Consider the following 26,371-nt stretch of genomic DNA (forward strand, 5'->3'; position numbering starts at 1 on the left):
GTACACAGGTTCGGGCGAGGAGCGGTCAGAGTGCAGCGCTGGCGAGGCTTGGAGGACATCCCCCAGGACTGGGGGCGCAGCGTCGTCACCATCGGCTCGTACGACGGGGTGCACCGTGGTCACCAGCTGATCATCGGCCGTGCCGTCGAGCGGGCCCGCGAGCTCGGCGTGCCGTCGGTCGTCGTCACCTTCGACCCGCACCCCAGCGAGGTCGTCCGGCCCGGCAGCCACCCCCCGCTGCTCGCCCCGCACCACCGGCGCGCCGAGCTGATGGCGGAGCTGGGCGTGGACGCGATGCTGATCCTGCCGTTCACCACGGAGTTCTCGCGGCTCGCCCCGGCGGACTTCATCGCCAAGGTGCTCGTGGACAAGCTGCACGCCCAGCTGGTCATCGAGGGCCCCAACTTCCGTTTCGGCCACAAGGCCGCGGGGAACGTCGAGCTGCTGGCCGAGCTGGGCGCCGAGCACGACTACCGCGTCGAGGTCATCGACCTGCGGGTGAGCGGCGCGGCGGGCGGCGGCGAGCCGTTCTCCTCCACGCTGACCCGGCGCCTGGTCGCCGAGGGCGATGTGGCCGGGGCCGCCGAGATCCTGGGCCGCCCGCACCGCGTCGAGGGCGTCGTCGTCCGGGGCGCGCAGCGCGGCCGCGAGCTCGGTTTCCCCACCGCGAACGTCGAAACCCTCCCGCACACCGCGATCCCCGCCGACGGCGTCTACGCGGGCTGGCTGCACGCGAACGGCGAGGCGATGCCCGCCGCGATCTCGGTCGGCACCAACCCGCAGTTCGACGGCACCGAGCGCACGGTGGAGGCGTACGCGATCGACCGCGTCGGCCTCGACCTGTACGGCCTGCACGTGGCCGTGGACTTCCTGGCGTACGTACGCGGGATGCTGAAGTTCGACACGATCGACGACCTGCTGGTGGCGATGGCCGCCGACGTGAAGCGGTGCAGCGAGCTGATCGCCGCCGCCGAGGCCGGACAGGACTGACCGCGCGGGGTTTCCCGGCCGGCCCGGCCGGGAAACCCGTACCGCCCGTCAGACAGTCGGCGCGGTCACCTTCGCCGTGGCCCAGTGGCACGCCACCTGCGTCTCCCCGCCGCCCGACAGGACCGGCAGGTCCTGCGTACGACAGGCGTCCGCGACGCCCGCCCGCTCCGCCTCGCCCGAGGCCAGCACCTGGCAGCGGGCGTGGAAGCGGCAGCCGGACGGCACCCGCGACGGGTCCGGCGGCTCGCCCGTGAGCACCACCGGATCGCCCGGCGCCTCCGGCAGCACCGACAGCAGCGCCTGGGTGTACGGATGGCGCGGAGCCGTCAGGATCTGCTCGACGGCGCCCGTCTCCACGATGCGGCCCAGATACATGACCGCGACCCGGTCCGCGATGTTCCACGCCAGACCGAGATCATGCGTCACGACCAGCGCGGAGAGCCCCAGCTCCTCGCGCAGCCGCAGCAGCAGCGCCAGGATCTCGCCGCGCACCGATGCGTCCAGCGAGGCCACCGGCTCGTCCGCCACGATCAGCTCCGGCTCCAGGACCAGCGCCCCCGCGATCACGACGCGCTGGCGCTGACCGCCCGACAGCTCGTGCGGGTAGCGCAGGAAGAACCGCTCCGGCGGACGCAGCCCGGCCCGGGACAGCGCGTCGTGCACCGCCTGCCGCTCGTCGCCCGCGTAGCCGTGGATGCGCAGCCCCTCGGCCACCGCGTCGTACACCGTGTGACGCGGGTTCAGCGAGCCGCTGGGGTCCTGGAGGACCAGCTGGGCGCGCTTGCGGTACGCCTTGAGGGACCGGCTCCCGTAGTCCAGCGGCTTCCCGTCGAACATGATCCGACCGGCCGTCGGCGGGACCAGCCCCAGCAGGGAGCGGGCCAGCGTCGTCTTGCCGCACCCCGACTCGCCGACCAGGGCCACGATCTCGCCGGGCCGGATGTCCAGGTCGACCCCGTCCACCGCACGCGCCGGTTCGGCGCCGTGCCGGCCGGGGAAGGTGATCCGGAGCCCCTGCGCGCTGAGCAGGTCCACGGGGGTCGTCGTCATGATGTGCTCCTTGCTTCCTCGGCGCCCGGCAGGACCGGCGCCGCCGCCCCCTCCGGACCCACCAGCACGCACGCGGCCTGCCGCCCCGGGCCCGCGTCCCGCAGCTCCTGGTCCTGCGTGGCGCAGGAGTCCAGGGCCAGGGCGCAGCGCGGGTGGAAGGTGCAGCCGGCCGGCAGCGCCGACGGGTCGGGCGGGTCGCCGGGCAGGCCCCGCGGCGCGAACCGGGACGTCGGGTCCCCGATGCGCGGGAAGGCGCCCGACAGGGCCCTGCTGTACGGGTGGTGCGCGCCCTCGTAGACCTCGGAGGCGGGGCCCTCCTCCACGACCCGGCCCGCGTACATCACGGCGAGCCGGTCGCAGGTGTCGGACAGCACCGCGAGGTCGTGGCTGATCATGATCAGGCCGAGGTCCTGCTCGGAGACCAGCTGTTCGATCAGGCGCAGGATCTGGGCCTGGATCATCACGTCCAGGGCCGTCGTCGGCTCGTCGGCGATGATCAGGCCCGGGTCGCAGGCCAGCGCCATCGCGATCATCACACGCTGCCGCTGACCGCCGGACAGCTCGTGCGGATAGGCGTCCACCCGGGCGGCGGGCAGTCCCACCTGCTCCAGCAGCTCACCGGCCCGCTTGCGCGCGGCGGCCTGGGTGACCTTCTTGTGCAGCAGGATCGGCTCGGCGATCTGGTCCCCGATGCGGTGCACGGCGTTCAGCGAGTGCATCGCGCCCTGGAAGACGATGGACGCGCCCGCCCAGCGGACGGCCCTGACCTGGCCCCACTTCATCGCGAGGACGTCCTCGCCGTTCAGCAGGATCTCGCCGGTCACCTTCGTGCCCGCGGGCAGCAGCCGCAGCAGGGCCAGCGCCAGCGTGGACTTGCCGCAGCCGGACTCCCCGGCGATGCCCAGCTTGCGCCCGGCCTCCACCTGGAGGTTCACGCCGCGGACGGCCTGCGCCCCGCCGGCGTACGTCACCGTCAGGTCGCGTACCTCCAGAAGAGGCGTCTTGCGGATGCTCGTCGTGCTCAACGGGCCACCCCCAGCTTGGGATTGAGGACGGACTCGATCGCGCGGCCGCACAGCGTGAACGCCAGGGCCACCAGGGCGATGGCGATGCCGGGCGGTGCCAGGTACCACCAGTCGCCGGCGCTCACCGCCCCAGCGGCGCGCGCGTCCTGGAGCATGCTGCCCCAGGAGGCGATGGTCGGGTCGCCGAGGCCGAGGAAGGCCAGCGTGGCCTCGCTCAGGATCGCGCTGGAGATGGCCAGCGTGGTCTGGGCGAGCACCAGCGGCATCACGTTCGGCAGGACGTGCCGGAGCATGACGTGGCCGTGGCCGCCGCCCAGCGCGCGGGCGCGCTCGATGTACGGGCGGGACTCCACGGCGAGGGTCTGCGCGCGCACCAGGCGTGCGGTGGTCGGCCAGGTCGTGACGCCGATCGCGATGATGATGGTCCACAGGGAGCGGTCCATCACCGAGGCGAGGGCGACCGCGAGGACCAGCGTGGGCATCACCAGGAACCAGTCGGTCACCCGCATCAGCACCGTCGAGTACCAGCCGCGGAAGTGGCCCGCGACGATCCCCACGATCGTGCCGATGGCGACGCACAGGAACGCCGCGAGCAGCCCCACGGTCAGCGAGACGCGCGCGCCCCACACCAGGAGCGCGAGCACACTGCGCCCGAACTGGTCGGTGCCGAGCGGGAACTCGCCGCTCGGCGCTTCGAGCGCGCCGCCGGACGCCTCGGTGACGCTCTCCGAGTCGGCGCCGACGAGCTGGGGCGCGGCCAGGGCGATCAGGGCGATCACGATCAGGCCCGCCAGACCCCACATGCCGCCCTTGTGACGGCGGTACTCCCGCCAGAAGCGGGCCGCGGACTGGCGTTTACGGGCCCGGGCCAGGGCGCGGGCGCTCCGGACGGGCTCGGGCGGGGCCGACGCCGGGGTCGGCGTGGGCATGGAATCGGTCGTGGTCATCGGCCCACCCGGGGATCGAGCAGCGGATACAGCACATCGGCAAGGGTGTTCGCCAGGATCACCGCGGTGGCGAAGACGAAGAACAGGCCCTGGACGAGTGGCAGGTCGGGGGTGCTGAGGCCCTGGTAGAAGAGGGAGCCGAGGCCCGGCCAGGAGAACACGGTCTCGACCAGGATCTGCCCGGCGACCACATGCCCCAGGTTGACGAACATCAGCGTGAAGGTGGGCAGCATCGCGTTGGGCACGGCGTGCTTGCGGCGTACGACGTCGTCCCGCAGCCCCTTGGCGCGGGCGGTCGTCAGATAGTCGCTGCCCATCTCGTCCAGCAGCGAGGACCGCATCACCAGCAGCGTCTGCGCGTATCCGACCGCCACCAGCGTGATCACCGGGAGCACCATGTGATGCGCCACGTCGATGACGTAACCGAATCCGCTCGTGTCGCCCGACGACATCCCGCCCGTCGGGAACATGCCGGGGATCGGGCCGACGCCCACCGAGAAGACGATGATCAGGAGCAGCCCGAGCCAGAACGACGGCACCGAGTACAGGGTGAGCGCGAGCGCGGTGTGGAACCGGTCGCTCGTGGAGCCGTTGCGCCAGGCGGTGCGGGTGCCGAGCCAGAGGCCGATGAGGCTGTAGAGGACGTAGGCGGTGCCGGTGAGCAGCAGCGTCGCCGGGAGCTTCTCGACGATCTTGTCCATGACCGGCGCGTGGTACGCGAACGAGGCACCGAAGTCGCCGGTGAACGCGTCCCCGATGTAACTGGTGAACTGCTGCCACATCGGCTGGTCGAGCCCGAGCTGGTGGCGCAGCGAGTCCAGCTGTTCGGCCGATACGGGCCGCCCGCCCGTCATCTGCTTGACGGGGTCGCTCGGAATGAGCCGGAAGAGGAAGAAGCTGGTGACCAGAACCGCGAACAGCGAGACGACGGCGCCCGCGATCTTGGCGGCCACATATTTCAGATAGGCCGTGGTGTTGCGCGCCCGTGGACCGCGTGCGGCCGAGGGGCCGGCCGGAGGGCCGTCCGTGGCCGCGTCCGCCTGTTGCACGAGCGCCGGAGTGCTGTCAGCTGTCATGGGGAACTCTCGTTACTCGTGTCGTTCCTGGAAAGAACCGGCCGGCGCGGGTCTGGTACCGCACCCGCGCCGGCCGGTTCCTCGCATCCCGTTCGAGAACCTACTCGCGATCGTCCGCGGTGGTGCGGCGGCGCCGCGAGATCAGGAAGCCGCCACCTGCGAGGACCACGACCGCCACCACGATTCCGATGATCACACCGGTGGAGGAGCCGGAGCTGTCGCTGTCCGAGCTGCCGTCGCCGCTCGCCGGCACGGCCGACCACCAGCTCCAGTAGCCGTCCTGGCCGTAGATGTTGCCGGCCGCCTCGGGCATGGTCGTGATCGACTTGATCTGGTCGGTGCGGTACGCCTCGACCGCGTTCGGGTACGCCATCACGTTCATGTACCCGGAGTCGTACAGCCACGACTGCATCTGCCCGACGAGGTCGGCGCGCTTCGCGGGGTCGTACTCGGCGAGCTGCTTCTTGTACAGCTCGTCGTACTTCTTGTCGCAGATGAAGTTGTCCGTGGTCGCGCTGGCCTTGGCCTTCGTCGGCAGGGCCGCGCAGGTGTGGATGCCGAGGACGAAGTCCGGGTCCGGGTTGACCGACCAGCCGTCGAAGGCGAGGTCGTACTCACCGGCGTACCAGGGCACGGAGACGTCGTCCAGGCAGTCGACCTTCAGCCCGATGCCGAGCTTGCCCCACCACTCCTTGAGGTACTTGCCGACCGCCTTGTCGTTCGGGTCGGTGGCGTGGCACAGGAGGCGCAGGTCGAGCGGCTTGCCGTCCTTGCCGACACGCTGGTCGCCCTTGAGCTTGTACCCCGCCTCGTCCAGCAGCTTCGCCGCCTTGTCGGGGTCGTAGTTCAGCGCCTGGTCGGCGGAGGGTTCCCAGGAGTACGCCGAGAAGCGCGGCGGGATGTAGCCCTTGCCCTCGACGGCGTGGCCCTGGAAGACCTTGTCGATGATCGTCTCGCGGTCGATCGACAGGAACAGCGCCTGGCGCACCTTCTGGTCCAGCAGGGCCTTGTTGCCGTTGCCGAACTTCTTGCCGTCCTTGGTCTGCGCGCCGGGGTTGGTGGCCAGTGCGTAGAAGCGGCGGCCGGGGCCCTCGTTGACCTTGATGTTCTTGTCGCCCTTGAGCGAGTTCGCCTGAGCGGGCGTCAGCGCGGGCGAACCGGCGACGAAGGAGACCTCACCCTTGCGCAGGGCGGCGACGGCGGCGTCCTGGTCCTTGTACGTCTTGAAGACCAGCTCGTCGAACTTCGGCTTCCCTCGCCAGAAGTCCGGGTTGGCCTTGAGCTTCACGTACTGGTCGACCTTGTAGTCCGTCAGGATGAACGGGCCGTTGCCGACGACGGGGAACTTCGTGTCGTTGTTGAACTTCGAGAAGTCCCCGACCTTCTCCCACACGTGCTTCGGCACTATCGGCACGTCGAGCGCGGCCATGGTGGCCTGCGGCTCCTTGAGCTCGATGACCAGCTTGGTGGGGCTGGGGGCCGTGACCTTCTTGAAGTTGGTGACGAAGCTGCCGTTGGCCTGGGCCGCGGCCTCGTCGTCCATCATCTTGTTGAACGTCCAGGCGGCGTCCTCGGCGGTCGCCTGCTGCCCGTCGGACCACTTCGAATCGGACCGAATGGTGTACGTCCACGTCAGCTTGTCGGCGGAGGGCTCCCACTTGGTCGCCAGGCCGGGGATGGCGTGGTTGTCCTTGGCGTCGTAGTTCGTCAGGAAGTCGTACATGAGCCGCGAGACGCTGGTGCTCAGCAGCTTCTGGGCGAGGAACGGGCTCAGGGAGTCGACGCTCTGCGCGACCGCGACGGTGAGCGTCTTGTTGCCGCTGTCGGCGGCCTGCGCCTGCTGGGGCGCGGCGCCGAGGGGCATTCCCGGCACGACGGACCCGGCTGCGAGAGCGAGGGCGGCGGCACCGGAGGCCAGGAGCACACGCAGACGTGAGCGTGGCGGGGCGGAGGAGGACGGAACTCTTACGACCATGGTCTGGGACCTCGTGTCATGACTCGCACGGGAAAGGCGTGTTGAACTTCGGTTCGCCGGCTGGTGTTGCGAAGGTTTATCAGCGGTGGTCGAGCCGCGTCAACGGTCGTCGAAACGGCGTGTGGTCTGCGGATATGCCAAAAGGGTCCGCATCGCGGAGGCGATGCGGACCCTCATTGGTTTAGACCTCTGACGCCCTACTGCTGAGGCGCTGGCGGCGACTGCTGCTGCCATCCGGCGGGCGGTACGGGGCCGTGCAGCTCGGGGTGCGCGGGCTGGCCGGGCTGACCTGGCTGGTCGCCCTGCGGATGGGGCTGCGGCTGGCCCTGCTGGTACGGCTGCTGGGCCTGCGGCTGCTGCCAGCTCTGCCCGGCGCCGGGGCCCGGCTGCGGGGGATGGGGCTGCTGCTGGCCGCCGTACGACTGCGGCTGCTGCGGATAGGGCTGACCGGGTTGCTGTGGCGCGTACGGCTGTCCGGGGTACTGGGGGTGGCCGGCGGGGCCGGGCTGCTGCGGCTGCTGGGGTGCGTACGGCTGCTGGCCCGGGGCCTGCTGGCCGGGGATCTGCTGTCCGGGGATCTGCTGGCCCGGCAGCGGCGGGGCGTACTGCGGCGGTGGGCCGCTGCCGTCCGACGTCCAGAGCCCCTGCTGCTGCTGGGCGCGCGCGAAGTCCTCGGCGACCAGGGCGGAGAGGTTGAAGTACGCCTCCCGGGTCTTCGGCCGCATCATGTCGAGGTCGACCTCCGCGCCGGCCGACAGGTGCTCGTCGAACGGCACCGCGACCACCCCGCGGCAGCGCGTCCGGAAGTGCTGCACGATGTCGTCGACCTTGATCATCTTGCCGGTCTCGCGGACGCCGGAGATCACGGTGATGGACCGCTGGACCAGCTCCGCGTACCCGTGCGCCGACAGCCAGTCCAGGGTCGTGGACGCACTGGAGGCGCCGTCGACCGAGGGCGTCGAGACGATGATCAGCTGATCGGCCAGGTCCAGCACACCGCGCATCGCGCTGTACAGCAGACCGGTGCCCGAGTCGGTGAGGATGATCGGGTACTGCTTGCCGAGCACGTCGATCGCGCGCCGGTAGTCCTCGTCGTTGAAGGCCGTGGAGACCGCCGGGTCCACGTCGTTGGCGATGATCTCCAGACCGGAGGGCGCCTGCGAGGTGAACCGCCGGATGTCCATGTACGAGTTGAGGTGCGGGATCGCGTGCACCAGGTCGCGGATGGTCGCCCCGGTCTCGCGGCGCACCCGGCGGCCCAGCGTGCCGGCGTCCGGGTTGGCGTCGATGGCGAGGATCTTGTCCTGCCGCTCGCTGGCCAGGGTCGCGCCGAGCGCGGTGGTGGTCGTGGTCTTGCCGACACCGCCCTTGAGGCTGATCACCGCGATCCGGTAGCAGGACAGCACCGGCGTACGGATGAGCTCCAGCTTGCGCTGCCTCTCCTGCTCCTCCTTCTTGCCGCCCAGCTTGAAGCGCGAGGCGCCCGAGGGGTTACGGCTGCTCCGGGTCTTCTGCTTGCCCCGGATGAGCCGGTCGGAGGTGAGCTCCACGGCCGCCGTGTACCCCAGCGGGGCACCGCCCGAGGAACGCGGATCGCGGGGGGCGGGGGTGGGCCAGGAGCTGCCGGCCCGGGGGTCGACGGGCTGCGGGGGCTGCGGCTGCGGCTGGACCTGCGCGGGGAGGTTCGGGGTGCCGGCGTCGGGCGTGGGGGTGGGTGTGCCTTGGGCCGGGGTGCCTTGGGCCTGGGTGCCTTGGGCCTGGGGCTGGGCGCCCTGCGGGAAGCCGTAGCCGCTTTGGGGCTGAGGCTGGGGCTGGGCCGGCTGGGGCTGCTGCTGTGCGGACCAGGGGGCCTGCGGCTGCGGGGCCTGCGGGACCTGGGGCGCGGGCGGCTGCGGGCGCTGCGCCGGGAGGTTGGCGGCCGGGAGGGGCTGCTGGGGCGCCGGCTGCTGCGGCTGCGGTGTCTGCTGGGGGAAGCCGTAGCCGGACTGCGGGGCGGGGGGCTGGGGCTGCGCCGCCTGGGGCTGAGCGGGCTCGGGCTGCGGGGCCTGCGGCTGCTGCGCGGCCGGCTGGAAGGCGGGCGGCAGCGGCGGGAGACCGCCCTGCGAGGGCGCGGCCGGCGCCCAGGGGGACGACGAGGCGTCCTGCGGCGCGCTGTCCGCCGGTACGTCGCGGGGCGCCGCGTCCGGGGCGGCGTCGCTCACCGGAGCCTTGTCGTCCGGCTCGGGGGAGTCCGTCTCGGCGGGGGCGGCAGGGACCTCGGCGGAGGGCACGGGGTCGGACGGTTCCGCGTCGAATGACTTCAGGCTGTACGGCTCCGAGGACGCGCCGGCCGACGCGTCGTCGTCGCCCTCCTCGCTGTCCCCGGTGGCCGGGGCGTCGCCGGTGTCGTCCGAGGGCTTCGGCGTCGCCGCCGCCTCCTCCTCGGGCTCGAAGTCGAAGACCCTTCCCAGGACGTCGTCCCAGGACTCCTCCTGATCGGCGCCGGTCGTACCCGCCTCCGCGTCGTCCGAAACGGCACCGGCGGCCTCGGACGCGTCGTCGTCGCCGGCACCGGACGGCGCATCGCCGCCCGCCGCCCCGGCGTCCGGCTCCGCCTCGCGCTCCGCGCGGTCCCGCTCCTCGATCTCCCGCTTCAGCGCGGAGGCCGAGAACCGCATGGTGGCGCCGCTGTCGAGGTCGCCGGTGACCGGCGTAGCGGCGTCCGAGGGCTCCGCCGGGGCGGGGGTCCAGTCGGGGTCGAAGCCGCGCTGCGCCGGGGGCGGAGGCAGCGGCACCGGGTCCCCGCTCGGCGGCGGGGGCGATACCGGCGGCGTACCGGCGCCGCCCAGGGAGTCGCCCGGCGCGTTCTGCGTGTACCAGGCGGGCGGGGTGTAGTCGATGGTGAACTCACCCGTCGTCTCGGCGGGCTCCGCGTCGGACGACTCGTCGACGGGCTTGTCCCAGCCCCCGCGCATCTCGTCCCGATCGCCGTTCACTTTGCCTCCTGGTGTGGTCGAGCACCCTTGTGCCGTGGTGGGTGGGGGCCGTTCCCGTAACGCGAACCGCCCGGCTCTCCCCCTGGGACGCACATGGCCTGCCCTCAGGTTCTCCGCCGCGTCCGGACCCAGCCTAAACGCCATGGGGCCCGCCACGGCAGGCCGTACGGTGCCGCGAACGCTGTCCCGTACGTCACGTACTGCACCCAAGTGGACTGCGTGCGACAGGGAGTGAAACCCAAAGCGGTCAAATACGTACAACTGCACCGTGAATCGCGTCCGTCGCACCCTCGGACCGCACAGCGGTGACCCCCAGGCGTACGCGCGTCAGTCCACCCGGCGCGCGGCGCCCAGCAGCCCCGTCTCGGCGTCGGTCGCCCGGGTCGTCACCAGCCGGCTCTCCCGCCGTGTGCACCAGAGGGTGGCCCCGTCCGCCAGGGCGGGCAGTGCGCGGACCGCACCGGCCGGCAACCTCAGGAGTCGCCCGGCCTCCTCCGCCTCGTCGGGCGACACCCGCTGCACGCCCACCAGCGACGCCTTCTCCACAAGACCTGACGCGGCCGGGCCCAGATAAGGCAACAGAGTCAGCACCGACTGCCACGGCCCGGACACGGCCCGACCGGGCGGCGGACGCATGCCGCAGTCCCGTACGACGAGGACCGGCGAGGCCGCCGAGGGGCCCAGCGGCGGCACCCGGCCGACCTCGTGCAACGCGAGGCACCCGCTGTCGCCGCCGGCCCGGGCCAGACCCGCCCAGGCGTGCGTCCGACCCGTCTCCACCGCGATCCGCGCACCCGTCGCAGCCGCCCGCAGCGCGAACACCTGCGCCGTCCACAGCCCGCCGATGAGCGTGATCTCGTACGGGCAAGGGCGGTTGAGGCCCAGCACGGCGGGGAAGCCCTCGTCGTCCTCGCCGATCACCACCCCGTCGTCGCCCACCGGCAGGTGCAGCGAGGCCAGTTGCTCGGGCCCGATGGTGTACCGCCGCCGGCGCGGACCGACCGGCCCGAACCCCAGTCGGCCCCGCACCCGCCCGGGCGCCGCCATCAGCGGGCCCCGCCCAGCGGCAGTGTGGCGAGCACCCCGGGCAGCTGCTCGCGGTCCAGCCGTACGAGCGAGACCCGCACCCCGCGCGCCACCCGTTCCAATTCGCGCCGTGCGGTCCGGAGTTCCTCGCCGGTGCGCGCGCTGATCCGCAGGTGTCCCGCCGCGGCGACCTCCTGCCGGTCGCCCCGCGCCAGCGTCAGGCTGAACGTCGTGGCCAGCGCCGGGGCCGAGGTGAGCAGCGCGACCAGCCGGGGCATCGGCGCATCACCGGAGCGCGGCCACCGCCGCACCCAGTACACGGTGTGCCGGCGCCCGTCGCAGCTCCACGTCCGCGAGGTCTCCCGGGTGCGACGGGCGGGCCGCGCGGACCCCTCGTCACGGGGTGCACCGGTCGCGTCCGCGCAGGCCGCGGTGGTCAGCGCGGCCCCGAGCTCCTGCTCCGTCAGCACCGTCGCACCGAACCCCGCCCCGGCCAGCCGGCCGGACAGCTGGTCGGCCGCCCGCAGCAGGCACCGCTGTGCGCCGATCAGGCCGCCGCCACGGATGCGGACGGCCTCCGGGCAGAGCTCCGGGTCGAGCGTCAGCGTGACCCAGGTCAGCCGCACCGCCGGTGACCCCGTACGGGCCTGAAGGGGTGCGTAGTTGAGCGTGGCGACCGCGTCGCCGGAAAGATGCGGGGCCGGGGCGGGCCGCGTGTGCTGCACGATCCGCGCCGATTCCAGGCGAATGCCGTCGACGTCCATCACCTCCCGGACGAGCCCCGGCGGCAGCGGCCGTGCGGTCCGGTCCGCCCGCAGCACCGTGTCCTCCGCGTCCACCCGCACCACCACCGTGAGGTGCGTACCGTCGCCGACCATGCCCACCGGCCGCCGGTCCCGGTGCGTGAACGAACAGGTGCGCAGGGCCGGTACGCACTCGGCCAGCGGGGCCACCGGGGACTCGGCGGCCGGCATCCGCGAGGCGGCTCTCCGGTTCCGCAGCCGGAACGCGACGACCGTGGCCAGCCAGGCCGGCAGGGAGCGGCGGCGCCTGCGCACGACTGCGAGGACGACGAGCAGCGCGGCCGTCGGCCCCGCAGGACCCAGGAGCGCGGGTCCGACGACCCAGGCGCACAGCAGGACCGCCACCGCGACTTCGAACAGAACCAGCTGTTGCAATCGAAAAGTCCCGATCGGCCCAGCACGCCGGTTCAGCCGCGCTCCACCCCTGTCCGCCATCGTGCCCCGCCCCCGTCCGCGCCGTCCCGGCCCGTTCCGCAACCGTCCCGCCGAGCTCTCCGGCGGAAGCGCACAGCGTACCGTTCCTCGGCCAACCACCAGGTGCAGGCGGCATAGTGGTCGCCGACAGCGGAAGGCCCCGCCGAAGCGCAGGCGGTGGGTGTCCGCAGGTGTGCGGCGCGGGCGGAGAGGGAAGGCGGGCTGGGCCATGGTGACCCGACGGGACGAGCTGAACGCGTACACATTTGCGAAGAGAAGGGCTCTTGGTGCCTTCCTCCAGCCCTCACCGGCAGGCTCGGACGAGGGCGCCCCGCGCCCGCTGCGCGCCGTCCTCCCCGGTGTGCTCACCGGCGCCCTGCTGCTCGCTGGGTTCGGCGCGTACGGCATGTTCCGCCCGGTCGCGCCCAAGGGCTGGGACCGTCCCGGTGCCAAGGTCGTCGTCGGCCGGACGTCGACCACGCGCTATGTCGTGCTCACCACCGGCCGGGGCGCCCATCGCCGTACCCGGCTGCACCCCGTCCTGAACCTCGCGTCCGCCCGGCTGCTGCTCGACCCCGGCGACTACGGCGTCGTCCAGGTCGCCGACGACGTCCTCGACGCGGGCGGGCCCCCGCGCGGACCGGTCATCGGCATCCCGTACGCCCCCGACCGGCTTCCCGGCGAGCGGGACGCGGGCACCGCCAAGCGGTGGGCCGTGTGCGTACGGCCGGGAGGCGGGGGAGCCGGTGTGCAGAGGGCCGGCTTCGTCCTCGCCGCGCGCGACCAAAGGCTGACGGAGGGCCCGAACCGGCTCACCGGCGGCCAGGTCCTCTACGTCCGGGACCCGCACGGCACCCGGTACCTCGTGGACGCCCGGGGCACCAAATACCGCGTGGACGAGCGGCCCGCCGACCTCGGACACCTCACCGACGCCCTGGTCGGCCGCGCCCGGCCGCAAGCCGTCACCGGCGACTGGCTCGCCACCCTGCACACCGGCAGCCCCGTCGCCTTCCCCGTCGTCCCGGGCGAGATCGGCGCCCCCGCCCGCGTCGAGGGCCACCTCTCCGCCCGCGAGAACCGCGTCGGAGCGGTGCTGCGGACCAGGACCGGCGCGGGCACCGCCTACCACGTGGTGCTCGACGGGAGGGTCCGGCCGGTCTCCGAGTTCACCGCCTGGCTGATCGTCAACTCCCCGCAGACCGCCGCCCTCGACCAGGCCGGTACCGCCTACCCGGCGGGGCTCCAGGACTTCGTGCCCGACCCGGCGCCCTTCGCCGGGCAGGCCGCGCACTGGCCCGCCCGCAAAGCCGTCCGCGTCGACACCGCGCACCGCGGCACCGTCTGCTCCGTGCTGCGCGCGACGGACGGCAAGGGCCGCACCACCCTGAGCACCTGGGCCGGCACCACCTACCCCGCCGCCGTCGGCGCCGGCGGCACCCGCACCTATGTCACCCCCGGCAGCGGACTCCTCTACACCCAGGTCCGGGGCCGCCAGACCAGGCCCGACGGATCACTCTTCCTGGTGACGGACACCGGATTGAGGTACGCGGTTCAGGGGAACGGCGACGGCGACCCCGGGCACTCCGCCCTCCCCACCGGCACCACTCCGCGCGGGCCGGTGCGGGCCAACGAGGCGCAGACCAGGCTCGGCTACGAGGACGTGCGACCCGCCCTCGTGCCGGCCGAGTGGTCGGAGTTCCTTCCCCGCGGACCGCGGCTCGACACCACCGGCGCGCGCCGCCCGCAGGGCTCCTGACGTGGCGGCGATCCGGCCGGTGGCGGCCCTCGTCGCGCTGGCCGTCCTCGCCGTGGCCCAGCCCGCGTGCGCGGCCACCGGACCGGAAGGCGGTGCGTGCGTCCTCCCGGCGAACCGGCCGTTCGAGGGCCGCCCCTGGTCTTTGCAGCGCGTGCTCCTGGACGAGCTGTGGCACGACACCCGGGGCGCGGGCGTCCGCGTCGCCGTCATCGACACCGGGGTGGACGGCACCCATCCCCAGCTCGCGGGCGCGGTCGCCCCCGGCGCCGACACACTGGCGCCCGGCGGCGACGGCACCGGCGACACGGTGGGCCACGGCACCCTGGTCGCCGGCATCATCGCGGCCCGCCCCCGCGGAGGGACCGGCTTCGTCGGGCTCGCGCCCGGAGCGACCGTCATCCCGGTCCGCCAGAACGACGCGCGCGACCACGGCACCGACGCGTCGCTGGCCGCCGCGATCCAGTACACCGTCGCCCGGGGCGCCCAGGTCATCAACATCTCGCAGGAGACGGTCCGCCCGCAGGCCCCCGGCTCCGCCCTGGGCCGCGCGGTGGCCGAGGCCGTCCGCCGGGACATCGTGGTCGTCGCCTCCGCCGGCAACAACGGCGCCGACGGGAGCCCTGCGTCCACCTACCCGGCCGCGTTCGACGGGGTCCTCGCCGTCGCCGCGTCCGACCGCGACAACGAACGCGCCCCCTTCTCCCGGCCCGGGAGCTTCGTGGACATCGCCGCGCCGGGCGTCGACATCGTCTCCACCGCCCCCGGCCGCGGCCACTGCGCCGACAGCGGCACCAGCTTCGCCGCCCCCTACGTGAGCGCGGTCGCCGCACTGATGCGCGCCAAGTACCCGCACTGGACGGCCGCGCAGATCGCCGCCCGTATCGAACAGACCGCGGAACGCTCCGTCAACGGCCGTGACGACTTCGTCGGATGGGGTGTAGTCGACCCGGTCCGCGCGCTGTCCGGCGACGACGCCCCGCAGGACGCCCCGCACCCCGACGAGCCCCCCGCCGGAGCCCGCGCACCCGACCCCGCGCCGCTGCCGGCGGCCGACACCCCGCAGCGCCGCGACCGCCGCCACGCCGCCTGGGCCATGGCCCTCACGGTCCTCCTGACCGGCGCGGTGGCGGGCGGGGCGGCCGTCGCGCGGGAGCTGCGCCGACGCCGTACGGGATGAGCCGGAGGGCCCCCGGGAGCCGGCTCCGTACACCTGCGAGGCGCCTTCGCGGCGGCCGGGAGCGGACCCCGGACTGGCTAGCCTGAGCGGCCTGAACGGCCCAGAGAGAGGACCTCGTATGACCAGCCCCACGGGTGGATTCGCGCTTGCCGACGATCCGGTCGTCCAGGCCAGGAACAGGATCGTCCACACTGCCGAGGCGGTGTCCCGGCAGGCCCGCGAGCTGGCCGACGTCCTCGCGACGGTGGGGGCCGGCTGGACCGGTGCCGGCGCCTCGGGGTTCACCTCCGCGCAGCTCGTGGTCAACGAGGACCACGACGAGATCCGGCGCCTCCTCGGCGTACTGCTCCATGCCGTCGACGGCACCCGGAACCTCAGCAACGCCAACGACGAGGAGGTCCGCGCGGCCTTCAAGGCGGTACGGGAACCGGCTTCCGCGGGCGGCACCTCCGCCCTGAACGGCGTCTGATCCCGGCGCCGTTCCCCCGACACGACCAGAGGAAACCCGATGGGGCACGACCCGCACACCAAGGTCAGGTACGAGAGCGTCCAGGAGGTCGCCAACCGCATCCGCGCGGTCTCGCGGAACATCTGCCAGGACCTGGAGGAGATGGACGGCGCGCTCAAGGTCGTCACCGACACCTGGGACGGCCAGGCGCATGCCGAGTACGTGACGCTCCAGCACAAGTACCGGAACAAGGCCGACCACATGAGGGCCAGGCTCGAAGAGGTCGCGAGGCTCATCGAGACCGGCAAGGACCACTACCGGGCCACCGACCTCCGGTCCTCACGCCTGTTCACCGAGGCTTACTGACCGGGGCGCGGGGTACCGGCCCGGACCCGCCCGGACGTACGAAGGGGCACGTTCACCCGAACGTGCCCCACCGCGTACCCGGCGACCCCTACGGAAGGTCGAACTCGCCGTCCCTGGCGCCCAGAACGAACGCGGTCCACTCGGCCTCCGTGTACCTGAGCACCGTGTCCGGGTCCAGAGAGGACCGCATGGCCACCGCGCCGCCGGGAAGGTGCGCGATCTCGACGCGCTCCTCCTCCTGCTCGGTCCCGGGAGCACACAGCCACTCCACCCCCGAGATGTCGAGTGCGTACAGCTCGTCCTTCTCCGCCTGCGTGCCCATCGTGAAGGGCTCCTTTCGTACCTGGCTCTGCACGGCACCGTACAGGCAACACGGCGGCCGGGGATCCGCTCCGCCAAACCCTGGCGGCCGTCCCCGTGCTCAACCCCGTTCGGGCAGCCAGCCGGTCTGCACGAGGCTCTTCCCACCGCGCCGGGTCGCCATGCACGCGCGCCCCGGCTCCATCGGACGCGCACGCACCGAGCCGACCAGATCGCCCTCCGCCGGATCGCCCGACAGCACCACGCCCTGCGCGCCCAACTCCTTGATCCGTTGCAGGAACGGCTCGTACATCGCCCGCGAGGCACCGGCACAGTTGCGCGCGACGATGAAGCGCACCCCGGTGTCCCGCGCGAACGGCAGCCAGTCTGTGAGGACGGCGAGCGGGCTGCCCGTACCCGTCGCGACGAGGTCGTAGTCGTCCACGACGACGAAGATCCGCGGACCCGTCCACCAACTGCGCTCCCGCAACTGCCGGGGCGTGACATCCGCCGGCGGCCGGCGCCGCGCGAACACCCCGGCCAGCGCCTCCATATGCGTCGCGAGCGCGTCCGGCGTCGGCGCGTACTCCAGCAGATGGCTCTCCGGCAGGGCGCCCAGCAACCCCCGCCGGTAATCCCCGACGACGAGCTTCGCCTCGTCGGGGGAGTAGCGGCGGGCGATCTGCCGGGCCAGCAGCCGCAGCAGCGCCGTCTTCCCCGACTCGCTCTCCCCGAACACCAGCAGGAAGGGATCGGCGTCGAAGTCCACGAACACCGGATCGAGATCGGCCTCGGCGATACCGATCGCGACACCCCGCTCCGGGAATTCGTCCCCCTTCGGCAGCCGCTCGGCGGGGAGCACGGCGGGCAGCAGCCGTACGGGAGGGGCCGGCGGACCCGCCCAGTCGGCCCGGACCCGCCCGGCCAGCGCCGCCGTACGGTCCGGGAGTCCGGCCGCGTCCTCCACCGGGCCGAGGCACGGCGACGCGGCCAGGAAGTGCAGCCCCTCCGCCACCTGGCCCCGGCCCGGCACACCGGCGGGCACCTGCGCGGCGGCCCTCCGGTCGAACTCGGAGTCCGACACGTCACCGAGCCGCAGTTCGAGCCGCCCGGTCAGCTGGTCCTTCAACGCGGCCCGCACCTCCAGATAACGGGCGGCGGTGAGCACCACATGCACCCCGTAACCGAGCCCCCGGGCCGCGATGTCGGTGACGACCGGCTCCAACTCCTCGTACTCCGTACGGAAACCGCCCCAGCCGTCCACCACGAGGAACACATCGCCCCACACCTCGCCGGGCAGCCCGCCTCCGGCCCGTTCCCGCCGGTACGCGGCCATGGAACCGATGCCCCGCGACCGGAACAGCTCCTCCCGGGCCCGCAGCACCCCGGCCACCTCCGCGACCGTACGCCGCACCCGCTCGGGATCCAGCCGCGAGGCGACCGAGCCCACGTGCGGCAGGCCCGACAGAGACGCCAGCGCGCCACCGCCGAAGTCGAGGCCGTAGAACTGGACTTCACACGGGGTGTGGGTGAGCGCGAAGGACATCACCAGCGTGCACAGCACCGTCGACTTGCCGGACTGCGGCCCGCCGACCACCAGCATGTGGCCCGCCGCCCCCGAGAAGTCCTGGAACAGCACCTCCCGCCGCTGCTCGAACGGCCTGTCCACGAGCCCGAGCGGAATGACCAGCCCACCGGGTTTGCCGTCCCCCGCTACGGTGAAGCCGCGTTCCGGGTCCGTACCGAGGCCCGGCAGCAGCGCGTCCAGACCCGGCGACCGGTCCAGCGGCGGCAGCCACACCTGGTGAGCGGGCACGCCCTGCCCCTCAAGCCGCCGCACCACCACGTCGAGCACGGACTCCGCGACGGCGTCATCCCCGCGCTTCGGGGAAGCGGCAGCTGGAGCGCGGGGAGCATCCGGCACAGCCACCGGCAACGCGCTGAACAGCGCCGCCGCAACCCCTCCCGGACCCTCCCCGGAAGCCCGCCCGGGCCCGCCCGGCCGGTACGGCCCCGAGACATACGCGGCTTTGAAGCGGGTGAGTTCCCGCGTACCGGTCTTCAGAAACCCCGACCCCGGCACCGGCGGCAGGTCGTACGCGTCCGGCACACCCAGCGCGGCCCGCGACTCCTCCGCCGAGAACGTACGCAGCCCGATCCGGTACGAGAGGTAGGTCTCCAGGCCCCGCAGCCTGCCCTCCTCCAGGCGCTGGGACGCCAGCAGCAGATGCACACCCAGCGAACGGCCGATGCGCCCGATCCGGATGAACGTGTCGATGAAGTCGGGTTTCGCGGTGAGCAGTTCGGAGAACTCGTCGATGACCAGCACCAGCGTGGCCAGCGGCTCCAGCGCGGCGCCCGCCGCCCGCGCCCGCTCGTAATCGTGGACCCCCGCGAAGTTGCCCGCCGCCCGCAGCAGTTCCTGACGGCGCTGGAGCTCGCCGCGCAGCGCGTCGCCCATCCGGTCGACCAGCGCCAGGTCGTCGGCCAGGTTGGTGATGACGGCGGCCACGTGCGGCATCCCCGCCATCCCCGCGAACGTCGCCCCGCCCTTGAAGTCGGCGAGCACGAAGTTCAGCGTTTCGGAGGAATGAGTGACAGCAAGACCGAGAACCAGCGTCCGCAGCAGCTCGGACTTACCCGAACCGGTCGCGCCCACACACAGCCCGTGCGGCCCCATCCCGTCGAGCGCCGACTCCTTCAGATCGAGCACCACCGGGACACCGTCCTCACCCACCCCGATGGGCACCCGCAACCGCTCCGCGACCGGCCGGGGCCGCCAGGTCCGCCCCACCTCCACCGCACCCGCGTCGCCCAGCTCCAGCAGATCCGTGAAGTCCAGCGCGGCCAGCAGCGGCTCGTCCCCGTCCCGCCCACCGGCCCGCAACGGAGCGAGCCGCCGGGCCAGCGCCTCCGCCGCCGGCAGCGAAAGCCCGTCCGGCACACCCACCCCGCACTCCGCCTCCAGCACCCCGGCACGCACCCGCGCACACAGAGCACCGCGCGGCCCCTCCGCGTCACCCGGCGCCACCTCGACCAGCGTCACCCCCTCCACGCCCCCCGCCGCACCCAGCACCGAACCCGGAGCCACCCCCGCCCCGTCCAGCACCACGACCACATGCGGCCGGTCCGGCAGCGGCGCCCCCTCCGGTACGAAACGCCCCCGCCCCTCCAGCAGCGCGCCGAGCAGCGGCTCCAGCCCAGCCGTATCCCGCGCGAACAGCCTCTTCGCACCGGCCCCGTCCACCGCACCGGGCACCTGGACATGCGGCAGCCACTTCACCCACTCCCAGCACACCGCCGCATCCCGCGCGGCCACCACCGCCACCACCAGGTCACGCGGCGAGTGCAGCGTCACCAACTGCGCCACCAACGCCCGCGCCGCCGCCCTGACCGGCTCCGCCGAACCACTCAGCCGCACCCGGTACGCCTCCCGCAGCGGAACGCACAACGGCAGGCCGTCCAACGAGCCGTGCACCGCCACGAACCGCCGCACCGCGTCCGCGCACACCGGCTCCGGCTCACCCGGAGCGTGCTCCGGCACAGCCAACGGCGTCGCGAGCCACTGCCTGCCGAGCCCGATCCGCACCACCCCGAAGTCCGCGTCGCCGGGCCGTCGCTCCCACACCCGGCTCCCCCCGGCGACCACCGACCACAGCTGCCCGGGGGAGGGATGCGTGAACAGCAGGCCGTCGCGCTGGGCCCGCGCCGTCCGCCGCACCGCACGGCGGGACCGCGCCAGCCGAGCCAGGTAATCGCGCCGCACATCCGCCGCCCGCCCCTGCGTACCGCGCCGGAACCGCACCACCTGGGCCACCACCATCGCCAGCGTCGACACCAGCATCAGCACACCCATGACCCGCATGAACGGCGGCGCCTGCGGCGAGAAGAAGAACACCACCGACGACGCCATGCCCAACACCGGCAGAAGCTGCATCAGCACCCCCTCGCGCTGCCCGCGCGGCAGCACCGGAGGAGGCTCCAACAACACCTCTTTCGTGGGAACTTCCGGCGGCAGCAAACGGGGCGGACGCTTCACGACGATCTGACTCACCGGTGCATCGATCCTTGGGTGCGGGCGGGTGTGGGACGGGGCGGAACGGGGAACAGCGCGCCGACGCGTGCGCATATCAAAAGGACACCCCCCGCCCCGAAGCGCCCGTGATCCTACGCACTGTCAGCCTTCGCCCCGATCCGCCCGATAGGGTGGCCCGCCCATCCTGCGGACACCGCCGACCAGCGACGAACAGGGGCCCCCGACACGTGAGTCCGACCGCAACGACAGGCTTCCGCCGCGTCACCGTCGTCACGCCCGACAGCCGCATCGACGTCGCCCTGCCCGAGGACATCGCCGTCGCCGACATCCGGCCCGAGATCCTGCGCCTCACCGGACCGGCCGCACCCGACACCGCACCCCCCGGCCACCACCTCGTGCGGCTCGACGGAACGGTCCTGGACGGCGACCGCACCCTCGCCGCACAACGCGTCCTCGACGGCGAGATCCTCACCCTGCGCCCCTTCGCCGCCTCGCTCCCCCCACCCGTCTTCGACGACGTCGCCGACGCCATCGCCTCGGCCACCGGCCGCGACCGCCACCTGTGGAGCGACGACCTGCTGCGCGGCGCGGCCCCGGCCGCCGGCGCGCTGCTCCTCCTCCTGGCGGCCCTCGTCCTGTGGCGGGCCGACCCCGTCCGCCACGACCTGCACGGACCGCCCGGAGCCGTCGCCGGCGCCGCCGGACTCCTCGCGGCCACCGTCGCCGCCGTACGAGCCCGGGTCTACGCCGACCGCGTCACCGCCGCCGCGCTCGGCCTGGGCGCCCTGCCCCTCGTCCTCCTCGCCGGCTCCGGCCTCATCGCCCCGGACCCGGGCGGGGGAGCGGGCCGCATGCAGCTCCTGCTCGGCTGCGCCGCCGTCCTCGTCGTCTCGGCCGCCCTCACCGCGCTCGCCCCGTGCGGCGACGCCCCCTTCGCGGGCGCCGCCCTCCTCGCCGGCGCCGGTGCGCTGGCCGCTTTCGCCGCGATCCTCACCGAGGCGTCCGCCACCGCCACGGCCGCCGTCTGCGCCCCCGCGGCCCTCGGCCTCATCGCGTTCCTGCCCGGCCTCTCCGCCCGTTTCGCCCGGCTCCCGATCGGGTACGCCGCGCCCCGGCCGACGGGCCCCTACGACGACGAGCGCGAGGACCCGGCCGCCCCGGACGCCACCCCCGTCGACACCCGCCTCGTCGCGGACCGCGCCCGGCGCGGCCATGAACTGCTGCTCGGCCTCGCCGGGGGCTGCGCGGGCCTCGCCGCCTGCGCGGCCGCCGTACTCGGCGCGTCGGACAACACCTGGGCCCGCCTCCTCGCCCTCGCCACCGGGCTCGCGCTGCTGCTCCGCGCCCGCCTCTTCCGCTACACCGCCCAGGTCGCCTGCCTGCTGGTCGCGGGCATCGGGGCGCTCGCCGCCCCGGTCACCGGCCTCGCCCTCACCGCTCAGGGAGACGACCCGGCCCTGTATCCCCGTACGACCGGACTGTGCGCGGCGCTCGTCGCCGGCGCCGTACTCCTCGCCGCCGCCGGGGCGACGGTCCCGCGCAAGGGCCTCTCCCCGTTCTGGGGCAGATTCCTGGACCTGGCCGAGAGCGCCCTCCTGCTCTCCCTCGTCCCGCTCTGCCTCGCCGTCCTGGACCTCTACGCGCGCGCGAGGGCGCTCACCGGCTGACGACCGGCAGGGTCAGGTCCGGGCGGCTGGTATTCTGGCGGTGGCCGTTTGTGTACGCGTTCCCGGTTCGCTCTGGGAACTGCGCTCATCGGACCCTCGCTCCCGAGTCACCCAAGCTCCCCTGAGAACCAGACCAGGGGCACTCGTGGGCGCATCGAACACCAAGAGGAGTACCGCGTGCCGCTCGACGCCGCTACGAAGAAGCAGATCATGACCGAGTTCGCGACGAAGGAGGGCGACACCGGTTCCCCCGAGGTCCAGGTCGCCATGCTCTCGCGCCGCATCTCGGACCTGACGGAGCACCTCAAGACGCACAAGCACGACCACCACTCCCGTCGTGGTCTGCTGATCCTGGTCGGCCAGCGTCGCCGCCTCCTGCAGTACCTGGCCAAGAAGGACATCCAGCGCTTCCGTGCGCTCGTCGACCGCCTCGGCATCCGCCGCGGTGCGGCCGGCGGCGCCAAGTAAGACCGCTGCGCAAGGGAGCGGTTCCCTCACTCAGGGAGCCGCTCCCTTTGCCGTACGTGCGGTACCGGGGGCAACCTCAGTAACCTGGACGTACAACAACAGACGAGGAGAGGCGCCGCACGGCCGCCGCCGGTCCTCGGTAGTGGCCCCCGGGACAACGCCCGGGAGCTTCGATCGAAGACCGGCCCCGCACAGACGGCACGCCTCTCCGCTCCGTCCGGCGCCACACGGGCGCCCGGACGAAAGACGACGAGTATGGAGAATTCACTAGTGGAGAACGAGACCCACTACGCCGAGGCCGTCATCGACAACGGCACCTTCGGCACCCGCACCATCCGCTTCGAGACGGGCCGCCTGGCCAAGCAGGCCGCCGGTTCCGCCGTCGCGTACCTGGACGACGACACCATGGTGCTGTCGGCCACCACCGCTTCCAAGCGGCCCAAGGACAACCTCGACTTCTTCCCCCTCACGGTGGACGTCGAGGAGCGGCAGTACGCAGCCGGCAAGATCCCCGGCTCCTTCTTCCGCCGGGAGGGCCGCCCCTCCGAGGACGCGATCCTCACCTGCCGCCTGATCGACCGGCCGCTGCGCCCCTCCTTCAAGAAGGGCCTGCGCAACGAGATCCAGATCGTCGAGACGATCATGGCGCTCAACCCCGACCACCTGTACGACGTGGTCGCGATCAACGCCGCCTCCGCCTCCACGATCCTGGCGGGCCTGCCCTTCTCCGGCCCGATCGGCGCCACCCGCGTCGCCCTGATCAAGGGCCAGTGGGTCGCCTTCCCGACGCACACCGAGCTTGAGGACGCCGTCTTCGACATGGTCGTCGCGGGCCGCGTCCTGGAGGACGGCGACGTCGCGATCATGATGGTCGAGGCCGAGGCCACCGAGAAGACCATCCAGCTCGTCAAGGACGGCGCCGAGGCCCCGACCGAAGAGGTCGTCGCCGCCGGTCTGGAAGCCGCCAAGCCCTTCATCAAGGTGCTCTGCAAGGCCCAGTCCGACCTCGCCGCCAAGGCCGCCAAGCCCACCGGCGAGTTCCCGGTCTTCCTCGACTACCAGGACGACGTCCTGGAGGCCCTCTCCAAGGCCGTCAGCACCGAGCTCGCCAAGGCACTCACCATCGCCGGCAAGCAGGAGCGCGAGGCGGAGCTCGACCGCATCAAGGAGATCGCGGCCGAGAAGCTCCTCCCGGCCTTCGAGGGCCGCGAGAAGGAGATCTCCGGTGCCTACCGCGCGCTGACCAAGAAGCTGGTCCGCGAGCGCGTCATCAAGGACAAGGTCCGCATCGACGGCCGCGGCGTCACGGACATCCGTACGCTCGCCGCCGAGGTCGAGGCCATCCCGCGCGTGCACGGCTCCGCCCTGTTCGAGCGTGGCGAGACCCAGATCCTGGGCGTCACCACCCTCAACATGCTCCGCATGGAGCAGCAGCTGGACACCCTCTCCCCGGTGACCCGCAAGCGCTACATGCACAACTACAACTTCCCGCCGTACTCCGTCGGCGAGACCGGCCGCGTGGGCTCGCCCAAGCGCCGCGAGATCGGCCACGGCGCGCTCGCCGAGCGCGCGATCGTGCCGGTCCTCCCGTCCCGCGAGGAGTTCCCCTACGCGATCCGCCAGGTCTCCGAGGCGCTGGGCTCCAACGGCTCGACGTCCATGGGTTCGGTCTGCGCCTCCACCATGTCCCTGCTGAACGCCGGTGTGCCCCTCAAGGCCGCCGTCGCCGGCATCGCCATGGGCCTGATCTCCCAGGAGATCGACGGCAAGACCCACTACGTCGCCCTCACCGACATCCTCGGTGCCGAGGACGCGTACGGCGACATGGACTTCAAGGTCGCCGGTACGAAGCAGTTCGTCACCGCGCTCCAGCTCGACACCAAGCTCGACGGCATCCCCGCCTCGGTCCTGGCCGCCGCGCTGAAGCAGGCCCGCGACGCCCGCCTCCACATCCTCGATGTGATGAACGAGGCCATCGACGTCCCGGACGAGATGTCCCCGAACGCCCCGCGGATCATCACCGTCAAGATCCCGGTGGACAAGATCGGTGAGGTCATCGGCCCCAAGGGCAAGATGATCAACCAGATCCAGGAGGACACCGGCGCCGACATCACGATCGAGGACGACGGCACCATCTACATCGGTGCCCAGCAGGGCTCGCAGGCCGAGGCCGCCCGCGCCACGATCAACGCGATCGCCAACCCGACCATGCCGGAGGTCGGCGAGCGCTACCTGGGTACGGTCGTCAAGACCACCACCTTCGGTGCGTTCGTCTCGCTCATGCCGGGCAAGGACGGCCTGCTGCACATCTCGCAGATCCGCAAGCTGGCCGGCGGCAAGCGCGTGGAGAACGTCGAGGACGTTCTCGGCGTCGGCGCCAAGGTCCAGGTCGAGATCGCCGAGATCGACTCCCGCGGCAAGCTCTCCCTCATCCCCGTCATCGAGGGTGAAGAGGACGAGAAGAAGGACGACACCGACAAGTGACGTCCCGTAGTTCCGCGACGACGGCCCGCCCCTCCTCGGAGGGGCGGGCCGTCGCCCGTACCCAAACGCTTATCAAGGGCAGCAACGGCATCGGCACGGTCCGCCGTACGGTCCTCCCCGGCGGCCTCCGCGTCGTCACCGAGAGCCTGCCCTCCGTACGCTCCGCCACCTTCGGTATCTGGGCGAACGTCGGCTCGCGCGACGAGACGCCCGCCCTGAACGGCGCGACGCACTACCTCGAACATCTCCTCTTCAAGGGCACCGCCCGGCGCAGCGCCCTCGACATCTCCTCCGCCATCGACGCGGTCGGCGGCGAGATGAACGCCTTCACGGCGAAGGAGTACACGTGCTACTACGCGCGGGTCCTCGACACGGACCTGCCGCTCGCCATCGACGTCGTCTGCGACATGCTGACCGGCTCGCTGATCGCCCCCGAGGACGTCGACGCCGAGCGCGGTGTCATCCTCGAAGAGATCGCGATGACGGAGGACGACCCGGGCGACTGCGTGCACGACCTCTTCGCGCACACCATGCTCGGCGACACCCCGCTCGGCCGCCCCGTCCTCGGCACCGTCGACACGATCAACGCCCTGAACCGCGGCCAGATCGCCCGCTTCTACAAGAAGCACTACGACCCGACCCGCCTCGTCGTCGCCGCCGCGGGCAACATCGACCACGCCACCGTCGTACGCCAGGTCCGCAAGGCGTTCGACAGGGCCGGCGCCCTCTCCCGTACGGACGCGGTCCCCACCGCGCCCCGCGAGGGCTCCCGCGCCCTGCGCACCGCCGGCCGGGTCGAGGTGCTGGGCCGCAAGACCGAACAGGCCCATGTGGTCCTCGGCATGCCCGGCCTGGCCCGCACCGACGAACGCCGCTGGGCCCTGGGCGTCCTCAACACCGCCCTCGGCGGCGGCATGAGCTCCCGCCTCTTCCAGGAGGTACGGGAGAAGCGCGGCCTCGCCTACAGCGTCTACTCGTACACCTCGGGCTTCGCGGACTGCGGCCTGTTCGGCGTGTACGCGGGCTGCCGCCCGAGCCAGGTGCACGACGTCCTCAAGATCTGCCGCGACGAGCTCGACCGGGTCGCGTCGGACGGGCTGAGCGACGAGGAGATCAGCCGCGCCATCGGCCAGCTCTCCGGCTCCACCGTCCTCGGCCTGGAGGACACCGGCGCGCTGATGAACCGCATCGGCAAGAGCGAGCTGTGCTGGGGCGAGCAGATGTCGGTGGACGAGATGCTGGCCCGTATCGGCGAGGTGACACCGGACGACATCCGCTCCGTCGCCGGCGAGCTCCTCGGACACCGCCCCTCGCTGTCCGTCATCGGACCGCTCAAGGACAAGCAGGCCGCCCGTCTCCACGAAGCGGTCGCGTAAAACTCCTAAGGA

Annotated in this window: 19 protein-coding genes; 9 read left to right on the forward strand and 10 right to left on the reverse strand. The window is 72.7% G+C overall.

The features are described from left to right. The first annotated feature begins 30 nt into the window (after window positions 1-30). Window positions 31-990 carry a bifunctional riboflavin kinase/FAD synthetase gene (locus ACIQZN_RS04805; protein ID WP_403988381.1) on the forward strand — a complete coding sequence of 320 codons (960 nt, stop codon included), beginning with the start codon at window positions 31-33 and terminating at the stop codon, window positions 988-990. A gap of 48 nt (window positions 991-1,038) precedes the next feature. On the opposite strand, the gene ACIQZN_RS04810 is transcribed toward ACIQZN_RS04805, so the two are convergent. The 8 genes from ACIQZN_RS04810 to eccE all read right to left on the reverse strand — a co-directional run bounded on the left by ACIQZN_RS04810 (window position 1,039) and on the right by eccE (window position 12,242). Beyond that, window positions 1,039-2,040, reverse strand: a complete 1,002-nt coding sequence (locus tag ACIQZN_RS04810; protein WP_403988383.1) for an ABC transporter ATP-binding protein — start codon at window positions 2,038-2,040, stop codon at window positions 1,039-1,041. Beyond that, the gene (locus ACIQZN_RS04815; RefSeq protein ID WP_403988385.1) at window positions 2,037-3,065 is read right to left on the reverse strand and encodes an ABC transporter ATP-binding protein; all 1,029 of its coding nucleotides are present in this window, start codon (window positions 3,063-3,065) and stop codon (window positions 2,037-2,039) included. Before ACIQZN_RS04815 ends, ACIQZN_RS04810 begins: the two co-directional genes overlap by 4 nt. Next, window positions 3,062-4,012, reverse strand: coding sequence for an ABC transporter permease (locus ACIQZN_RS04820; RefSeq protein ID WP_403988387.1), 951 nt, complete (start codon window positions 4,010-4,012; stop codon window positions 3,062-3,064). The genes ACIQZN_RS04815 and ACIQZN_RS04820 overlap by 4 nt, the downstream gene beginning before the upstream one ends. Next, window positions 4,009-5,088, reverse strand: a complete 1,080-nt coding sequence (locus ACIQZN_RS04825) for an ABC transporter permease (RefSeq protein WP_403988389.1) — start codon at window positions 5,086-5,088, stop codon at window positions 4,009-4,011. Before ACIQZN_RS04825 ends, ACIQZN_RS04820 begins: the two co-directional genes overlap by 4 nt. Window positions 5,089-5,188: 100 nt before the next feature. Continuing rightward, window positions 5,189-7,063 carry an ABC transporter substrate-binding protein gene (locus ACIQZN_RS04830; protein ID WP_403988391.1) on the reverse strand — a complete coding sequence of 625 codons (1,875 nt, stop codon included), beginning with the start codon at window positions 7,061-7,063 and terminating at the stop codon, window positions 5,189-5,191. Window positions 7,064-7,260: 197 nt separating this feature from the next. Beyond that, window positions 7,261-10,038, reverse strand: a complete 2,778-nt coding sequence (locus ACIQZN_RS04835) for an SCO5717 family growth-regulating ATPase (RefSeq protein ID WP_403988393.1) — start codon at window positions 10,036-10,038, stop codon at window positions 7,261-7,263. 327 nt (window positions 10,039-10,365) lie between these two features. Then, entirely contained in the window at window positions 10,366-11,085 is a 720-nt protein-coding gene (locus ACIQZN_RS04840) for a hypothetical protein (protein WP_403988395.1), read from the reverse strand. Beyond that, on the reverse strand, window positions 11,085-12,242 hold the full coding sequence (gene eccE / locus ACIQZN_RS04845) for a type VII secretion protein EccE (protein WP_403988397.1): 1,158 nt from the start codon (window positions 12,240-12,242) through the stop codon (window positions 11,085-11,087). The genes ACIQZN_RS04840 and eccE overlap by 1 nt, the downstream gene beginning before the upstream one ends. Before the next feature lie 268 nt (window positions 12,243-12,510). On the opposite strand from eccE, the gene eccB reads away from it, so the two are divergent. The 4 genes from eccB to ACIQZN_RS04865 all read left to right on the forward strand — a co-directional run bounded on the left by eccB (window position 12,511) and on the right by ACIQZN_RS04865 (window position 16,028). Then, window positions 12,511-14,037: a type VII secretion protein EccB gene (gene eccB / locus ACIQZN_RS04850; RefSeq protein WP_403988399.1), complete on the forward strand. Its 1,527-nt coding sequence runs from the start codon at window positions 12,511-12,513 to the stop codon at window positions 14,035-14,037. A gap of 1 nt (window position 14,038) precedes the next feature. Then, window positions 14,039-15,214, forward strand: coding sequence for a type VII secretion-associated serine protease mycosin (gene mycP / locus ACIQZN_RS04855; protein WP_403988401.1), 1,176 nt, complete (start codon window positions 14,039-14,041; stop codon window positions 15,212-15,214). Window positions 15,215-15,332: 118 nt separating this feature from the next. Further along, entirely contained in the window at window positions 15,333-15,683 is a 351-nt protein-coding gene (locus ACIQZN_RS04860) for a hypothetical protein (RefSeq protein WP_403988403.1), read from the forward strand. 39 nt (window positions 15,684-15,722) lie between these two features. Next, window positions 15,723-16,028, forward strand: coding sequence for a WXG100 family type VII secretion target (locus ACIQZN_RS04865; RefSeq protein ID WP_265540568.1), 306 nt, complete (start codon window positions 15,723-15,725; stop codon window positions 16,026-16,028). Between the two features lie 88 nt (window positions 16,029-16,116). On the opposite strand, the gene ACIQZN_RS04870 is transcribed toward ACIQZN_RS04865, so the two are convergent. Beyond that, complete coding sequence (locus tag ACIQZN_RS04870) at window positions 16,117-16,350, reverse strand: DUF397 domain-containing protein (protein WP_073963635.1); 234 nt, start codon at window positions 16,348-16,350, stop codon at window positions 16,117-16,119. Window positions 16,351-16,449: 99 nt separating this feature from the next. Next, window positions 16,450-20,382 carry a type VII secretion protein EccCa gene (gene eccCa, locus ACIQZN_RS04875; RefSeq protein WP_403988405.1) on the reverse strand — a complete coding sequence of 1,311 codons (3,933 nt, stop codon included), beginning with the start codon at window positions 20,380-20,382 and terminating at the stop codon, window positions 16,450-16,452. A 209-nt stretch (window positions 20,383-20,591) separates the two neighbouring features. On the opposite strand from eccCa, the gene eccD reads away from it, so the two are divergent. The 4 genes from eccD to ACIQZN_RS04895 all read left to right on the forward strand — a co-directional run bounded on the left by eccD (window position 20,592) and on the right by ACIQZN_RS04895 (window position 26,359). Continuing rightward, entirely contained in the window at window positions 20,592-22,031 is a 1,440-nt protein-coding gene (gene eccD, locus ACIQZN_RS04880) for a type VII secretion integral membrane protein EccD (RefSeq protein ID WP_403988407.1), read from the forward strand. 177 nt (window positions 22,032-22,208) lie between these two features. Beyond that, window positions 22,209-22,499 (forward strand): 30S ribosomal protein S15, encoded by a 291-nt coding sequence (gene rpsO, locus ACIQZN_RS04885; RefSeq protein ID WP_018102307.1) that lies wholly within the window; start codon window positions 22,209-22,211, stop codon window positions 22,497-22,499. 270 nt (window positions 22,500-22,769) lie between these two features. Further along, entirely contained in the window at window positions 22,770-24,983 is a 2,214-nt protein-coding gene (locus ACIQZN_RS04890) for a polyribonucleotide nucleotidyltransferase (RefSeq protein ID WP_403988459.1), read from the forward strand. Next, window positions 24,980-26,359, forward strand: a complete 1,380-nt coding sequence (locus ACIQZN_RS04895) for a M16 family metallopeptidase (protein ID WP_403988409.1) — start codon at window positions 24,980-24,982, stop codon at window positions 26,357-26,359. The genes ACIQZN_RS04890 and ACIQZN_RS04895 overlap by 4 nt, the downstream gene beginning before the upstream one ends. The last annotated feature ends 12 nt before the right edge of the window (window positions 26,360-26,371 follow it).

The organism is Streptomyces sp. NPDC097595 (genome assembly GCF_044761525.1).
Taxonomy (GTDB): Bacteria; Actinomycetota; Actinomycetes; order Streptomycetales; family Streptomycetaceae; genus Streptomyces; species Streptomyces drozdowiczii_A.

Coding starts and splice junctions, on each gene's coding strand:
- ACIQZN_RS04810 (WP_403988383.1), bottom strand. CDS start 2,040: ATGACGACGACCCCCGTGGACCTGCTCAGCGCGCAGGGGCTCCGGATC.
- ACIQZN_RS04820 (WP_403988387.1), bottom strand. CDS start 4,012: ATGACCACGACCGATTCCATGCCCACGCCGACCCCGGCGTCGGCCCCG.
- ACIQZN_RS04825 (WP_403988389.1), bottom strand. CDS start 5,088: ATGACAGCTGACAGCACTCCGGCGCTCGTGCAACAGGCGGACGCGGCC.
- ACIQZN_RS04830 (WP_403988391.1), bottom strand. CDS start 7,063: ATGGTCGTAAGAGTTCCGTCCTCCTCCGCCCCGCCACGCTCACGTCTG.
- ACIQZN_RS04840 (WP_403988395.1), bottom strand. CDS start 11,085: ATGGCGGCGCCCGGGCGGGTGCGGGGCCGACTGGGGTTCGGGCCGGTC.
- eccB (WP_403988399.1), top strand. CDS start 12,511: ATGGTGACCCGACGGGACGAGCTGAACGCGTACACATTTGCGAAGAGA.
- ACIQZN_RS04860 (WP_403988403.1), top strand. CDS start 15,333: ATGACCAGCCCCACGGGTGGATTCGCGCTTGCCGACGATCCGGTCGTC.
- ACIQZN_RS04865 (WP_265540568.1), top strand. CDS start 15,723: ATGGGGCACGACCCGCACACCAAGGTCAGGTACGAGAGCGTCCAGGAG.
- ACIQZN_RS04870 (WP_073963635.1), bottom strand. CDS start 16,350: ATGGGCACGCAGGCGGAGAAGGACGAGCTGTACGCACTCGACATCTCG.